Source organism: Streptomyces sp. NPDC053755, assembly GCF_040677675.1.
Taxonomy (GTDB): domain Bacteria; phylum Actinomycetota; class Actinomycetes; order Streptomycetales; family Streptomycetaceae; genus Streptomyces.
The window spans coordinates 190,135-203,753 of record NZ_JBFASK010000003.1; the positions used below are offsets into that span (position 1 = coordinate 190,135).

At 72.6% G+C, this 13,619-nt stretch carries 9 protein-coding genes; 7 read left to right on the forward strand and 2 right to left on the reverse strand.

Annotation, left to right across the window (positions count from 1 at the left end):
* Window positions 1–146: 146 nt before the first annotated feature.
* From AB0K65_RS05475 to AB0K65_RS05490, 4 genes are all read left to right on the forward strand, one after another.
* Complete coding sequence (locus AB0K65_RS05475) at window positions 147–326, forward strand: SPOR domain-containing protein (protein WP_365714407.1); 180 nt, start codon at window positions 147–149, stop codon at window positions 324–326.
* 23 nt (window positions 327–349) lie between these two features.
* Window positions 350–850, forward strand: a complete 501-nt coding sequence (locus tag AB0K65_RS05480) for a (deoxy)nucleoside triphosphate pyrophosphohydrolase (RefSeq protein WP_365714408.1) — start codon at window positions 350–352, stop codon at window positions 848–850.
* A 224-nt stretch (window positions 851–1,074) separates the two neighbouring features.
* Window positions 1,075–1,494, forward strand: coding sequence for an ATP-binding protein (locus AB0K65_RS05485; protein WP_365714409.1), 420 nt, complete (start codon window positions 1,075–1,077; stop codon window positions 1,492–1,494).
* Between the two features lie 147 nt (window positions 1,495–1,641).
* Complete coding sequence (locus AB0K65_RS05490) at window positions 1,642–4,209, forward strand: SpoIIE family protein phosphatase (protein WP_365714410.1); 2,568 nt, start codon at window positions 1,642–1,644, stop codon at window positions 4,207–4,209.
* A gap of 195 nt (window positions 4,210–4,404) precedes the next feature.
* Here AB0K65_RS05490 and AB0K65_RS05495 read toward each other — a convergent pair whose 3' ends face one another.
* Both AB0K65_RS05495 and AB0K65_RS05500 read right to left on the reverse strand, forming a co-directional pair.
* Window positions 4,405–5,112 (reverse strand): PspA/IM30 family protein, encoded by a 708-nt coding sequence (locus AB0K65_RS05495; protein ID WP_365714411.1) that lies wholly within the window; start codon window positions 5,110–5,112, stop codon window positions 4,405–4,407.
* A 32-nt stretch (window positions 5,113–5,144) separates the two neighbouring features.
* On the reverse strand, window positions 5,145–7,307 hold the full coding sequence (locus AB0K65_RS05500) for a TPM domain-containing protein (RefSeq protein ID WP_365714412.1): 2,163 nt from the start codon (window positions 7,305–7,307) through the stop codon (window positions 5,145–5,147).
* A 135-nt stretch (window positions 7,308–7,442) separates the two neighbouring features.
* Between AB0K65_RS05500 and AB0K65_RS05505 the strand changes: the two genes are divergently transcribed.
* From AB0K65_RS05505 to typA, 3 genes are all read left to right on the forward strand, one after another.
* Window positions 7,443–8,462, forward strand: coding sequence for a hypothetical protein (locus AB0K65_RS05505; protein WP_365714413.1), 1,020 nt, complete (start codon window positions 7,443–7,445; stop codon window positions 8,460–8,462).
* 157 nt (window positions 8,463–8,619) lie between these two features.
* A complete protein-coding gene (locus tag AB0K65_RS05510) occupies window positions 8,620–11,136 on the forward strand; it encodes an ABC transporter substrate-binding protein (RefSeq protein ID WP_365714414.1) in 2,517 nt (838 codons plus the stop codon).
* 358 nt (window positions 11,137–11,494) lie between these two features.
* Window positions 11,495–13,396: a translational GTPase TypA gene (gene typA, locus AB0K65_RS05515; protein ID WP_365714415.1), complete on the forward strand. Its 1,902-nt coding sequence runs from the start codon at window positions 11,495–11,497 to the stop codon at window positions 13,394–13,396.
* Window positions 13,397–13,619: the final 223 nt, after the last annotated feature.

The window sequence follows — 13,619 nt, forward strand, 5'->3', positions numbered from 1 at the left end:
CCTTTCGTCGGTTCCCGGCCGGATTCGTACCTCTTCGTGAAAACCCGTATCCGCTGTGTAAAGGTCAGGCGTAAGCTCAGGCATATGCGGATTGCGGTTTCCTGGAGATCCTTCGAGACATCCGTACCGGCGGAGGGAGAAGCCCGATGACCGACAGTGGCCCTGTCCTTCCCTGGCTGGTCATACGGCAGGACGACAACGGCAACCGCTACCGCGTCGGCCGGTACGCCACCCAGGACGAGGCCCGGAAGATCGCCGACAGCCTCGACGCCAGCGGGCACAAGCAGCTCTACTGGGTGGAGCGCATCGGCCAGCCCGCCCTCTGACCCGCCGGGATACGCTCCCGCCCATGACACAGCACAGCGCGGACCGCGTGATCGTCGTCGCCGGAGCCGTGTACGACCGGGGGCGCCTGCTGGCCGCGCGCCGCAGCGCCCCCGCCGAACTCGCCGGCCGCTGGGAACTGCCCGGCGGCAAGCTGGAGCCGGGGGAGAGCGCCGAGGAGGCCCTCGTCCGTGAGCTGCGGGAAGAACTCGGCGTGGAGACCGAGACCGGCGAGCGCATCCCGGGCGAATGGCCCCTGAAACCCGGCTACGTCCTCCAGGTGTGGACCGCCCGGCTGCTCTCCGGTGAGCCCCGCCCGCTGGAGGACCACGACGAACTGCGCTGGCTCGCACGGCACGAACTCGACTCCGTCGACTGGCTCGACCAGGACCGGCCCGCCGTCGCCGAGGCCGGGCTGCGGCTCCCGGCCGCCCCCGCGGACGGTGTGCGCGGCCAGGGCGTGGGTCGAAAGGAGCGCCGTCCGCCCGAAGCGCGGGGCAGGCGGGACTTTCGACACGCGCCCTAGGGGGCCGGGATGCCGACGGCCCGGGGGCGCACCCGGCTCAGGGGGCGGCTCTCACGGCGGGATCCCGCGCCGCCGCGCGACCTTCCGTACGCCGTTCGTGCCACCATGCGCCCCCGGGTACCATCCCGCGATAGCCCGCCCCGAATATCGGGTATGTGCTGATTAACCCCCTGAAATAGGACGTGGGCCTTCCTGCTGATGCTGGGTTGGGGAAGTGATCGGGCGTGATCGACACCGAAGGCGACTGCGCCGAGTGGAGCTTTCCGGCGGAGGCGAATGCCGTGCGCACCGCCCGCCACGCGGTGCGCGACACGCTCCGGGTCTGGCGGCTCGACCCGGTGATCGGTGACGTCACGGTCCTGCTGGTGAGCGAGCTGGTGACCAATTCCCTGCGCTATGCCTCCGGGCCGATCGGGGTGCGCCTGGTCTTGCTCCACGCCGACGGCGACGGCGCCGCCCACCACTCCGGGCTCCTCGTGGAAGTCTCCGATCCGCTTCCGGATCCGCCCACCGAACGTTCCGCCGGACCTGACGACGAGGGCGGCCGCGGTCTCCAGCTCGTGGCCTGTTCCGCTCGCCGCTGGGGGACCCGCAAGGGCAGGACGGGCAAGACAGTGTGGTTCGAGCTGGCTCTGCCTGGTTAGAAGACGGGTGGGACGACGATCAACGGGGGCTCGGCTCAAAATGAACGAGACCACCCTGTGATCGTGAACGTCGTGCCGTCGGGGGCCGTAGTGCTGAATACTGCGGGCATGGCCGGTCCGGTGCGGTGAGCTGGAGGGGACGGTCGCGTGAGCGAGATACCTGAGTCGGCGAGCGGCGTCGTGTGGCAGAGCAGCCCGCCCGGCTCGATCTATGACTACATCCGGGTCGCCTCCTTCTCGATAGGGCCCGACGGGCTCGTCGACCAGTGGAGCCGACGGGCCGTCGACCTCTTCGGCGTGCCCGCCCAGGAGGCGATGGGCAAGGACCCGGTCGAGGCATTCATGCCCGTCGGTCTGCGGGAACGCGGTCGGCGCCGGGTCGCCGAGGTCCTCGACGGCAAGGAGTGGACGGGCCTCGTCCCGTTCCGCATCCCGGGCCGGCAGCGCTCCGAGGGAATCGCCGAGATGTACGTCATGCCCAGCGAGACGTCCGCCGGTGAGCGGGCCGCGCTGTGCATCGTCGTCGATGTGCGGGCCCTGCGGCGCATCGAGACGGACCTCGCCGCCTCGCAGGCCATTTTCGGCCAATCGCCTTTCGGTTTCCTCCTGTTCGGCACCGACCTCACCGTGCAGCGCGCCAACCAGCGCTTCGCCACCGTCTTCGGGGGTTCGGCCGACGACCACCGGGGCCGTACCGTCCACGACTACCTCTCACGCCCCGAGGCCGAGCGGATGACCGCCGCCCTCCAACGCGTCCTGGAGACCGGCGAGTCCGTCACCGAGCTCCAGATCGTCGGCGCGGCCCCCGGGTCCACCGACCGGCGACACTGGGCCATCAACCTCTACCGCGTCCACAGCGGCACCGGCCGGCCCATCGGCGTCGCCGGGCTCGGCATCGACGTGACCCGTCGGCACAACGCCGCCCGCGAGGCCGCCAACGCCCGCCGCAACCTGGCCCTCCTCAACGAGGCCGGCGCCCGCATCGGCAACTCCCTGGACCTGGAGGCCACGGCCCGAGAGCTCCTCGACGTCGCCGTGCCCGGCTTCTGCGACCTCGCCTCCGTCGACCTCTACCAGGGGCTGCTGACCGGCGACGAGGCCCCGCCCGGACGGTGGGGGAGCTCCCACGACGTGGGCTACGGAGCGGGCAGCGCCGAACTGCGGCGGGTCGCCTTCGCCAGTGCCGTCTCCGACACCCCCACCCGGGCTCCGCTGGGGGCCCCCGGCGGCGGCTGTTGCGGCACCGACACCGTCGAGGTCGGTTCCGTCCACCGCTACCCCTTCAACTCGCCCTGCGCGGGCGCCCTGCGCACCGGACGCCTGCGGACCATGCCCGGCCAGGAGGGCGGCCTCGTCCAGTCCACCCTCGTCGTGCCGATGGTCGCGCACGACACCGTCGTCGGCCTCGTGCAGTTCTCCCGTACCAAGGGCAGCGAACCGTTCGGCGAGCGCGACCGGGCCCTCGCCGTCGAACTGGCCGCGCGCGCCGCGGTGTGCATCGACAACGCCCGCCTCTACCGCCGCGAACACGAGCGCGCCCTGATCCTCCAGCGCAGCCTGCTCCCGCCCGGCGACCCGGAGGCCGCGGGCCTCGACATCGCCTGCCGCTACCTCCCCGGCACCACCGCCACCGAGGTCGGCGGCGACTGGTTCGACGTCATCGAACTCCCCGGTCACCGCACCGCCCTGGTCATCGGCGACGTCATGGGCCGCGGTCTGCGCGCCGCCGTCGCCATGGGGGAACTGCGCACCGCCGTGCGCACTCTCGCCCAGCTCGACCTCGAACCCGCCGAGGTCCTCTCACACCTCGACGAGATCGCCCGCGGCCTGGGCGCCCCGGCCGGCGCCCAGCAGAGCGGCCGCGCCCACAAGGCCCGCGGACCCGAACTCTCCGAGGTCTACCTCGCGACCTGCGTCTACGCCGTCTACGACCCGGTCACCCGGCGCTGCACCTTCGCCAACGCCGGCCACCTGCCCCCGGTCCTCGTCGAGCCCGGCGAGCAGGCGCTCCTGCTGGACGTGCCCCCGGGCATGCCGCTCGGCGTCGGCGGCGAACCCTTCGAGGAGGTGGAGGTCGACATCCCGGAGGGCTCGCTGCTCGCCCTCTACACCGACGGGCTCGTCGAGTCCCGCGACCAGACCCTCGACGAGGGCCTCAAGGCCTTCCGCAGCGCGCTCGCCGACCCGGCGCGCCCGCTCGAAGACGTCTGCGACCACGTCCTGACCACGCTGGACACCTCGCACGGCGAGGACGACATCGCGCTCCTCATGGCGCGGATCCAGGGGCTTCCCACCGAGGCGGTCGGCGACTGGCGGCTGCCGAGGGAGCCCCGCTCGGTCGGCCGGGCCCGTGAACTGGCCCGCGCCCAGCTCACCGCATGGGACCTCGACGCCCTCGTCGACACCGTCGAGCTGCTCGTCAGCGAGCTGGTCACCAACGCCCTGCGGTACGGCGAGGGCGAGATCAGGCTGCGCCTGCTGCGCGACCGCACCCTGGTCTGCGAGGTCTGGGACGCCGGCCTGGTCCAGCCGAGGCGCCGCCGGGCCCGGGACACCGACGAAGGGGGCCGGGGGCTGCAGCTCGTCGGGCTGCTCAGCGCCGCCTGGGGCTCGCGCCGCACCCCCCGGGGCAAGACGGTGTGGTTCGAACTGCCCCTGCCGGACGGCGACAGAGCGGCCGAGCCGACGGTGGAGCAGCTCCTGAGCATGTTCTGACCGCCCCCCCCGGCGCCTCCCCCCCCCGCCGACGACGCGGCCTCGTGGCCCGCCAAGCCGGCGCCTCCGCCGCGGCGGCCGCCGCACCCGGGGACGGGCGCCCCGGCCGTGACCACCCCGCGCCTTCCGCCCGCGGCAGCCGACGAGGCGCTCGCGGCCCCGCGGACCGCGCGGCGCCGCGCGTGCGGGGGCACGTCAGCCCTTGAGCGCCGCGAGCCTGGCCTCGATCTCCGCGCTGTCGCCCAGCGCGTCGAGCTGCTCGAACTGCGCGTCCAGCGAGGAGGCGGCCAGCTCCTGCCTGCCCATCGCCTTCGCCTCCTCGCGGCGCACCTTGTCCTCGAAGCGGCTGAGTTCGCTCGTCGGATCCAGGACGTCGATGCTCTTCACCGCGTCCATCATCCGGTTCCGCGCCTGGGCGGACGTGGCCCGGGCCACCAGCTCGTCCCGCCTGGCCTTCAGCTCGCCGAGCTTGTTTCCCATCTGGTCCAGGCCGGCCTTGAGCTTCTCCACCACCTCGGTCTGCGAGGCGATCGTCGGCTCGGCCGTCCGCGCCTCCTTCTCCGCCTGCAGCTGGCGGCCCAGTGCCACCTTCGCCAGGTTGTCGAACCGGTCCGCGTCCGCCGTCCGCCCGTCGGCCCGCAGTCCGTCCGCCTTGCGGCTCGCGGCCAGCGCCTTCTCGCCCCACTCCTTCGCCGCGTCGACGTCCTCCTGGTGGTCCTGCTCCATCAGCCGCAGATTGCCGATGGTCGCCGCGACGGCCTCCTCCGCCTCCGCGATGTTGCTCGTGTAGTCGCGGATGAGCTGGTCGAGCATCTTCTGCGGGTCCTCGGCCTGGTCGAGGAGCGCGTTGATGTTGGCCTTCGCCAGCTGGGCGACACGGCCGAGGATCGTCTGCTTGGTCATCTTCCTTCTCCTTGCGCGATGAGGTCGACAGGTCAGAAACGGCCGCCGCCGCCCCGCCGGCCCCGGGTCCCCCCGCCGCCGAAGCTGCCGGGCCCGCCCCCGCTGCCCCCGCCGAAGCCCCCGCCCCCGAGCCCTCCGCCGAAACCCCCGCCGAACCCTCCGCCCCCGCGTCCGCCGCCGAACAGCCCGCCGAGGATGATCCCGCCGAGCACCGCGCCGCCGAGCCCGCCGCCGCCCGCCCCTCCCGGACCGGCGACACCGCCGCCCACCGCGCCGCCCAGGCCGTCCGGATTGCCGTACGTACGGACGTCCTGCTCGGCCGCGTCCTGGGCCCGTCGCGCCAGCTCGTCCGCCTGCCGGGCCTCCACCAGCGCGCCCTGCGGATCCTCGGCGGCGGCGAGCGCCTCCGCCTCCGCCAGCCGGCGCTGGGACTCGGCGAGGCGGGTCCGGGCCTCGCTGCCCACCGCCCCGCGGTGCGTCGTGATGTAGTCGGCGGCCGCGCCGATCGCCGAACGGGCCGTCAGCATCGCCTGGTCCAGGAGCGCCCGCGCGCGCCGCGACCCCGACTCCCGCTCCCGCGCGCCCTCCAGTGCCTCGTCGAGCGCTCCGTCGGCCTCCTCGACCCGGCGGAGCGCTTCGATCGGGTCGTAGCGGCCCGCCTCGACCACCCGCCGGACGTCGGCGACCACGGATTCCGCCCGGGCGATACGGCCCCGCAGATCAGCCGTGGAGACGCCCTCGGCCGTGCCCTGGAGCAGGCCCCGGGCGTCGGCGAGGTCGGCCTCCGTCTCGCTCAGCGCCGTGGGCAGCTTCCCGACCGCCTCTGCCAGCTCCCGCGCCCGCCGGTCCACCGCCTCGCTCAGCCGCGCCGCCTGGTCCACGGCGCTCTCCGCGGCCCTGATGTGCACGGCCGCGGGCCCGTTGTCACCCGCCTCGATCGCCTGCCGCGCCCGCTCCAGGTTGGCCGTCGCGAACCCCAGGCGGTCCTTGGCCTGCTCGACGCCGCTCGCGACGGGCGAGGCCGCCGACTCGGCGTACCGCCCGCGCATCGCGGTCAGCGCCGCCTCCGCCGTGACGGCCCGGCCGGTCTGTTCGCGGAACGCGGCCTCGACCGCAGCCAGGGCCTCGGGGGCACGGCGCTCCAGGTCCCGCAGCCGGTCGAAGTCCTCGGACTCCCCGTCGAGGCGGGCGTTCGCCTCGACGCACCGCCGGACGATCTCCTCCAGCAGGGAACGACGGGTCGCGTCGTCCTCCGGGAACGCGTCGTCGAGCTGCTGGCGCAACCGGAACGCCGCCGTCAGCTCCTGCCGTGCGAAGGCCACCGCCTCGGTGAAGGGAGCGACCGCCTCCTCGCCGAACTGGGCGGTCGCGAAGCCCAGTTCCTCCTGGCTCGTGCGCAGGGCGTCGTCGGTGGCGACCAGGGTCCGCCGCGCCTGGCCGTCCAGGTCGTGGAGGGACGGCGTGGCCGGCTCCTTCGCCCCGCCCGTACTCCCCGCCCAGCCCTGACCGTCCCATCCGGCCCCGCTCGCGCCGCGTCCGCCCGCCGGTGCCGTACGGGCCGCGGTGCGCCGTCGGCGCTTGGCGTACGCGTACACCGCGACGGCCCCCGCGCCGCCGACGAGGACGACCGGGAGGATCAGGTCCGCGGTCCAGCCGCTTCCCCCGGCCGCCCCTCCGGCGTCCGCGGCGCCGGGGGTGATCGCGGGCGTGGGCACCGGCTGTCCGGCGAGCACGGCGTCGAAGCCGTCCGCCGCGCCGATCGCCGCCCCCGCCCAGTCGTTCTGCCGCAGCGCGGGCTCGACGGCCGTCCGCGCCACGTCGTCGAGCTGAGCCTGCGTGAGACGGGAGTCCGGGTCGGCCGAGTAGCCGTACAGGCGGTCGTGCGTGGCGACCGCGAGCAGGACGTCGTCGACGCCCAGGCCGTTGCGGACCGCGGTGGCGTCGGCCCAGCTCTGGGCCGGGCGGCCGGAGAAGTCGCGTACGTAGACGACGAAGAGCTGAACGCGCCGGTCGTCGTAGAGCCGGTCGAGGGCCTGGGTCACCGCGCTCCGGCGGTCGCCCAGCGCGCCGACGGTGTCGGTGACCTGCCCCTCGCGGGACAGCACGACGGGGTCGTCGGCACGGGCGCCGGGAACGGCGGGCACGACCAGCCACCACGCCGCCACCAGCACCGCGAGAAGCGTTCGGGTGGCCATTCGCGTCACATGGGGAGGTTATGTCCCGATGTATTCACCCGCGACCGGGCGGAACCCCCTCCCCTGGTCAGGGCGTCACTGTCAGTGGCCGCCTCTACGGTGGTGATCAGAGGACAGCGATCTTGGGGGGCACGGGTGAGCGGACGCCTACGCGGCTGGTGGCGACGTGGACGGTGGGTCGTCCTCGGCCTCGTCCTGCTTCTGGTCCTCCCTCCGGCCGGCAGCGCGCTCGCACTGCGGCTGAACTACGCGGGAGACCTCGAGCCCGGGACGCAGACGCGGGGCAAGGACGCGATCTGGCTGGGACACGCCTGGGTGGACGGCCGGAAGAAGGACGCCGACCTCACGGCGTTCGCCGAGCGGATCAAGGGGACGGGGATACGCGACCTCTACGTCCACGCCGGCCCCCTGGAACACGACGGCACCCTCCCCGCCGACCGCTACCCCCGGGCGAAGTGGCTGATCGAGAACGCGCACCGGACGATGCCGGGCATCCGCGTCCAGGCGTGGCTGGGGGACATCCTCGCCACCGAGGGCCCCGAAGGGCTGCGTCTGGAGGACCCCGCGTCCCGGGCCGCCGTGGTCGGCTCGGCCCGGCAGATCCTGGACGCCGGCTTCGACGGCGTCCACTTCGACCTGGAGCCGCTGCTCTCGGACGACCGGAACTACCTCTCCCTCCTCGACGACCTCGGCGAGCTGACCCGGGCCCGCAAGGCCCCGCTCTCCGTCGCCGCCCACCAGATCGACCCGCTGCCCGCCCTGCACTCGGTGAACGGCGCCGTCAGCGGCAGCGAGAAGTGGTGGTCGCAGGAGTTCTTCGGCGAGGTCGCCCGCCGGGTCGACCAGATCGCCGTCATGTCGTACGACACCTGGATGCCCCTGGAGGGGATGTACGGCGGCTACGTCGCCCAGCAGACCAGCCTCGCCCTGGAGGTCACGCCCGAGACCACCGACCTGCTGATGGGCCTGCCGTTCTTCCACGAGGACGACCTCGGTCACCACGAGTCGGCGGAGACCGTCGAGGCCGCGGTCCGCGGCACCCGGCTGGGCCTGGGGCGCACGGACCGCGACCGCGCACGCTTCGGCGTCGCGCTCTACGTCGACTTCGCGGCCCGGGAGGGGGACTGGGCGGCATACCGCGAGGGCTGGCACTGATCCGCGTCCCGTCCGGGCCGTGATTGGGCCGCACGGGTGGGGTTGCGTCGCCGCGCCGCCGTGTCGCCGACACCGCCCGGGGTCCGTCCTCTTCAGTGGATGGCAATAGGTGTGATCATCGCCCAATGCCATAAAACCGGACGAAGGGGTACAAGTCATGTCCCAGGTCGGCGCCCCTCGCGGGAGGACATGCTCCAGGAGCCCCCGCTCGCGCACGCTCGGTTCCGTCGCCACCCTCACCAGTGCGATGCTCGCCGTCTCCGTGCTGGCGGGATGCAGCTCCGACGACGAGGCCGAGTCCCACCCGGTCGCCGCCCCGGACCACGCGCCCGCCGCCCGCGCCCTGATCGACGACGGCGGGACGCTGCGCTGGGCCGTGGACGCGATGCCGGCCACGCTCAACGCCTTCCAGGCGGACGCGGACGGATCGACCACGCGCATCACCGGAGCCGTCCTCCCCTCCCTCTACACCCTCGACGGGCGAGGCCGGCCGCAGCGCAACCCGGACTATCTGGAGTCGGCGCAGATCGTCGAGACGGAGCCGAAGCAGGTCGTCCTCTACAAACTCAACCAGCAGGCGGTCTGGAGCGACGGCCGCGAGATCGGCGCGCCCGACTTCGTCGCCCAGTGGCGCGCGCTGAGCGGCCGCGACACCGCCTACTGGACCGCCCGCAACGCCGGCTACGAGCGGATCGAGAAGATCGAGCGCGGCAAGAACGACCTGGAGGTACGGGTCACCTACGCCAAGCCGTACGCCGACTGGCAGTCCCTCTTCACCCCTCTCTACCCGAAGGAGGTGATGGGGTCTCCCGACAGCTTCAACGACGGCGCCCGGACCGCCCTGAAGGCGACCGCAGGACCGTTCCTGCTCGGGCCGCTCGACCGGGAGGCCGGCACCGTCACCCTCTCCCGCAACCCCCGCTGGTGGGGGCAGCCGGCCAAGCTCGACAAGCTGGTCCTGCGGGCGGTACCCCGCGCCGACCGGGTCACGGCGATGGCCGCGGGCAACCTCGACCTGGCCGAGATCGACCGGTCCGCCGCCGACCGCATCGCCCTGGCCCGCAAGGACGCCCGGGCCGGCCGCGGCGGCAGCCAGCCGCTCCTGCACGGGCCCGGCGCCGCTGTCACCCCGTCGGCGGCCCTGAAGTCCTGGGCGCTCGCGCACGGCTCCGACGAGGAGCAGGCGGCGACGGTCCAGGCGGCCCGGGAGAAGAACCAGCGGGCCATCGCCCGGTACGCGACGGAGCAGGGGGCCCTGAGCGCGTTCGAGGTGCGCAAGTCCCTGGAGCCCGTCTACACCCAGCTCTCGCTGAACGGAGAGTCGGGTCCGCTCGCCGACGAGCGGGTGCGGCGTGCGGTGGCCCGCGCGATCGACCGCCAGGAGCTGGCCGAATTCGTGCTCAAGCCGTTCGGGCTGCCGGCCCAGCCCCCCGGCAGCCATCTCGCCCTCGCCGGACAGGCGGCCTACAAGGACAGCAGCGACGCCCTGGGTGACCAGGACACCGCCGAGGCGCGGGCGCTCCTCGCCGACGCGGGCTGGGTGCCGGGCGGTGCGAGCAAGAAGCCCGCCGGGACCAAGGCCGGCAGCGAGGCGGAGAAGAAGGGGACGGCCCCCGCGAAGGCGGACACCGGGACGAAGCCGGCGGCCCCGAAGCCGGAGGAGAAGAACCCGGAGAGGAAGCGGGAGGAGGCGGCGGTCCCGGTCGAGGGCGCGCGTCCCGCGGCGGGCACGTCCGGGGCCGCGAAGCCCGGTGCCGACGTCGCCTCCGACGACGGCCTCTACATCGTCGGAGACGACAAGCCCGGCGGTACGGCGGCGACCCACGCGGACGGCAAGGCGGGTGCGCCCGCGCTCGCCGCCACGGGCCCCGGCAACGGCGTCGACGTCCTGGCCCCCGCCCCCGGCGCCGCCCTGCAGAACATGGCCCTGCTCCGCCAGGCCGCCTCCCTCGGCTCCCCCCGGCGCGACACCGGCGCCGGCCTCCCGCCCGAGGCCAGGGCCGGACAGTCCGACCGGGCCGCGACCACCGACAAGGGCGTCGCCGGCGCCTACGCCCCGCGCGGCACCGCGGCCCCGGCCGTGCCCGCGGCCGCCGTCCAGCCGCTCGGCAAGGACGGGAAGGCGCTCAGCCTCCGCTTCGTCCTCCCGTCCGGGCCGGGCTCGGAGACGCTCCGCGCGGTCGGCGACAAGATCGTCCAGATGCTCGACGTCGTGGGCATCCGCACCACGGTCACCAAGGTCTCCGACGACAGCTTCTTCAAGGACCACGTCGCCTCCGGCGAGTACGACCTGGCGCTCTACTCCTGGCCGGCGACGGCCTTCCCGGCCACCGACGCCCGGCCCATCTTCGCCAAGCCCGAGCCGGCCTCGGACGGCTCGCTCCTGGTCGAGCAGAACTACTCCCGCGTCGGCACCGACCGCATCGACCAGCTGTTCGACCAGGCGGTGGCCACGCTGAACGAGAAGGAGGCCAGGGAGCTGGTCCGCCAGGCGGACGCCCGGATCTGGGCCGCTGCCGGATCGATTCCTCTCTACCAGCGCCCCCAGCTCGTCGCGGCCAGGAACAACGTCGTGAACGCGGGCGCCTGGGGCTTCGCCACACCGCGCTACCAGGACATCGGGTTCAAGAAGCGCGAAACGACCAACGGCGCGGAGCGCACGACCGAGAAATAGAGGAAAGAGCAGGTCACAACCTCAGATGCAGCTCAAGTTCCTTGCCCGCCGGCGACCCCGGCGGGCAGGATCACCTGCGGCCCCTTGACCCGGCTGGATTGATCCGCACCTCCGCACCCCCAGTGCACCCACACCACCAGCGCCTCGGCACCACCGAGCCACGCATGGGCACCACCGAGCAGTGCAGAACGGCACCACCGAGGCAACCCGAAACCTCCAGTAGAACCTCTCGAATCCGGTCGGGGAAGCCCCTTGCGCGGCAGCCCCGTACCATAGGACGTAGCCGTGGCGCGTCCGCCCGGCGGGCGTAAGAGGAACTGACGCCGCATCCCACGATCCGAGAGAAGCGCAAGCACCCATGCCCACGCGCCACGACATCCGTAACGTCGCCATCGTCGCCCACGTCGACCATGGCAAGACGACCATCGTCGACGCCATGCTCAAGCAGGCCGGTGCCTTCGCCGCCCACCAGCACCTCGACGACCGCATGATGGACTCGAACGACCTGGAGCGTGAGAAGGGCATCACGATCCTCGCCAAGAACACGGCGGTGAAGTATCACCCCAAGGACGGCGGGGCCCCGATCACGATCAACATCATCGACACCCCCGGCCACGCCGACTTCGGTGGCGAGGTCGAGCGCGGCCTGTCGATGGTCGACGCGGTCGTCCTCCTCGTGGACGCCTCCGAGGGTCCGCTGCCGCAGACCCGCTTCGTGCTCCGCAAGGCCCTTCAGGCCCGGATGCCCGTCATCCTCTGCATCAACAAGACGGACCGCCCGGACTCCCGGATCGACGAGGTCGTCAACGAGACCTACGACCTGTTCCTCGACCTGGACGCGGACGAGGACCAGATCGAGTTCCCGATCGTCTACGCCTGCGGCCGTGACGGCATCGCGTCGCTGACCAAGCCGGAGGACGGCACGGTCCCGGCCGACTCCACCAACCTGGAGCCGTTCTTCTCCACCATCCTCGAGCACGTCCCGGCCCCGGTGTACGACGAGGAGGCGCCGCTCCAGGCGCACGTCACCAACCTGGACGCCGACAACTTCCTCGGCCGCATCGCGCTGCTCCGCGTCGAGCAGGGCGAGCTGCGCAAGGGCCAGACGGTCGCGTGGATCAAGCGGGACGGCACGATCTCCAGCGTCCGCATCACCGAGCTGATGATGACCGAGGCGCTCACCCGCAAGCCGGCCGAGGTCGCCGGCCCCGGTGACATCTGCGCCGTCGCCGGCATCCCCGACATCATGATCGGCGAGACCCTGGCCGACCCGGAGAACCCGATCGCGCTGCCGCTGATCACGGTCGACCAGCCGGCGATCTCCATGACCATCGGTACGAACACCTCGCCGCTCGTCGGCCGCGGTGGCACCGGCAAGGGCGCGGACGCCAAGTCCGCGGTGAAGGACCGCAAGGTCACCGCCCGCCAGGTGAAGGACCGTCTGGACCGTGAGCTGATCGGCAACGTCTCGCTCCGCGTCCTCGACACCGAGCGTCCGGACGCCTGGGAGGTCCAGGGCCGTGGTGAGCTGGCGCTCGCCATCCTGGTCGAGCAGATGCGCCGTGAGGGCTTCGAGCTGACCATCGGCAAGCCGCAGGTCGTCACCAAGCTCGTCGACGGCAAGGTCCACGAGCCGGTCGAGCGTCTGACGGTCGACGTCCCCGAGGAGCACATGGGCGCGGTCACGCAGCTCATGGGCGTCCGCAAGGGCCGCATGGACAACATGTCGAACCACGGCTCCGGCTGGGTACGCATGGAGTTCGTGGTCCCGTCCCGCGGCCTCATCGGCTTCCGTACGGAGTTCCTGACCAACACCCGCGGTACGGGTATCGCGCACTCGATCCACGAGGGCCACGAGCCGTGGTTCGGCACCCTGACGACCCGTAACAACGGCTCGCTCGTCGCCGACCGCGCGGGCGCCGTCACGGGCTTCGCGATGACCAACCTGCAGGAGCGCGGCGTGCTGTTCGTCGACCCCGGCACCGAGGTGTACGAGGGCATGATCGTCGGCGAGAACTCCCGCGCCGACGACATGGACGTCAACATCACCAAGGAGAAGAAGCTCACCAACATGCGCTCCTCCTCGGCGGACTCCTTCGAGGCCATCGTCCCGCCGCGCAAGCTGTCCCTGGAGCAGTCCCTGGAGTTCTGCCGCGACGACGAGTGCGTCGAGGTGACCCCGGAGGCCGTGCGCATCCGCAAGGTCGTCCTGGACCAGAAGGAGCGCGGCCGCAGCGCGTCGCGCGCCAAGCACAACTGAGACAGAAGCGCGTCTTCCGCTTATAACATGCCGGATGACGCCGTCTCACCAGAGGCCCGGGCCCCCGCAGACACTGTGGGGGCCCGGGCCTTTCGTCAACTCTTTTTCATGGGCGCCCTGTCCGGATATCGGCCGTCGCTCTCCGGAACGTGTGTTAACGGTCCGTTTCGCGGGTGTCTGTCTGTGATCGCTTTGTCCGGATTTCGGTCTCATGGCCCGTGGT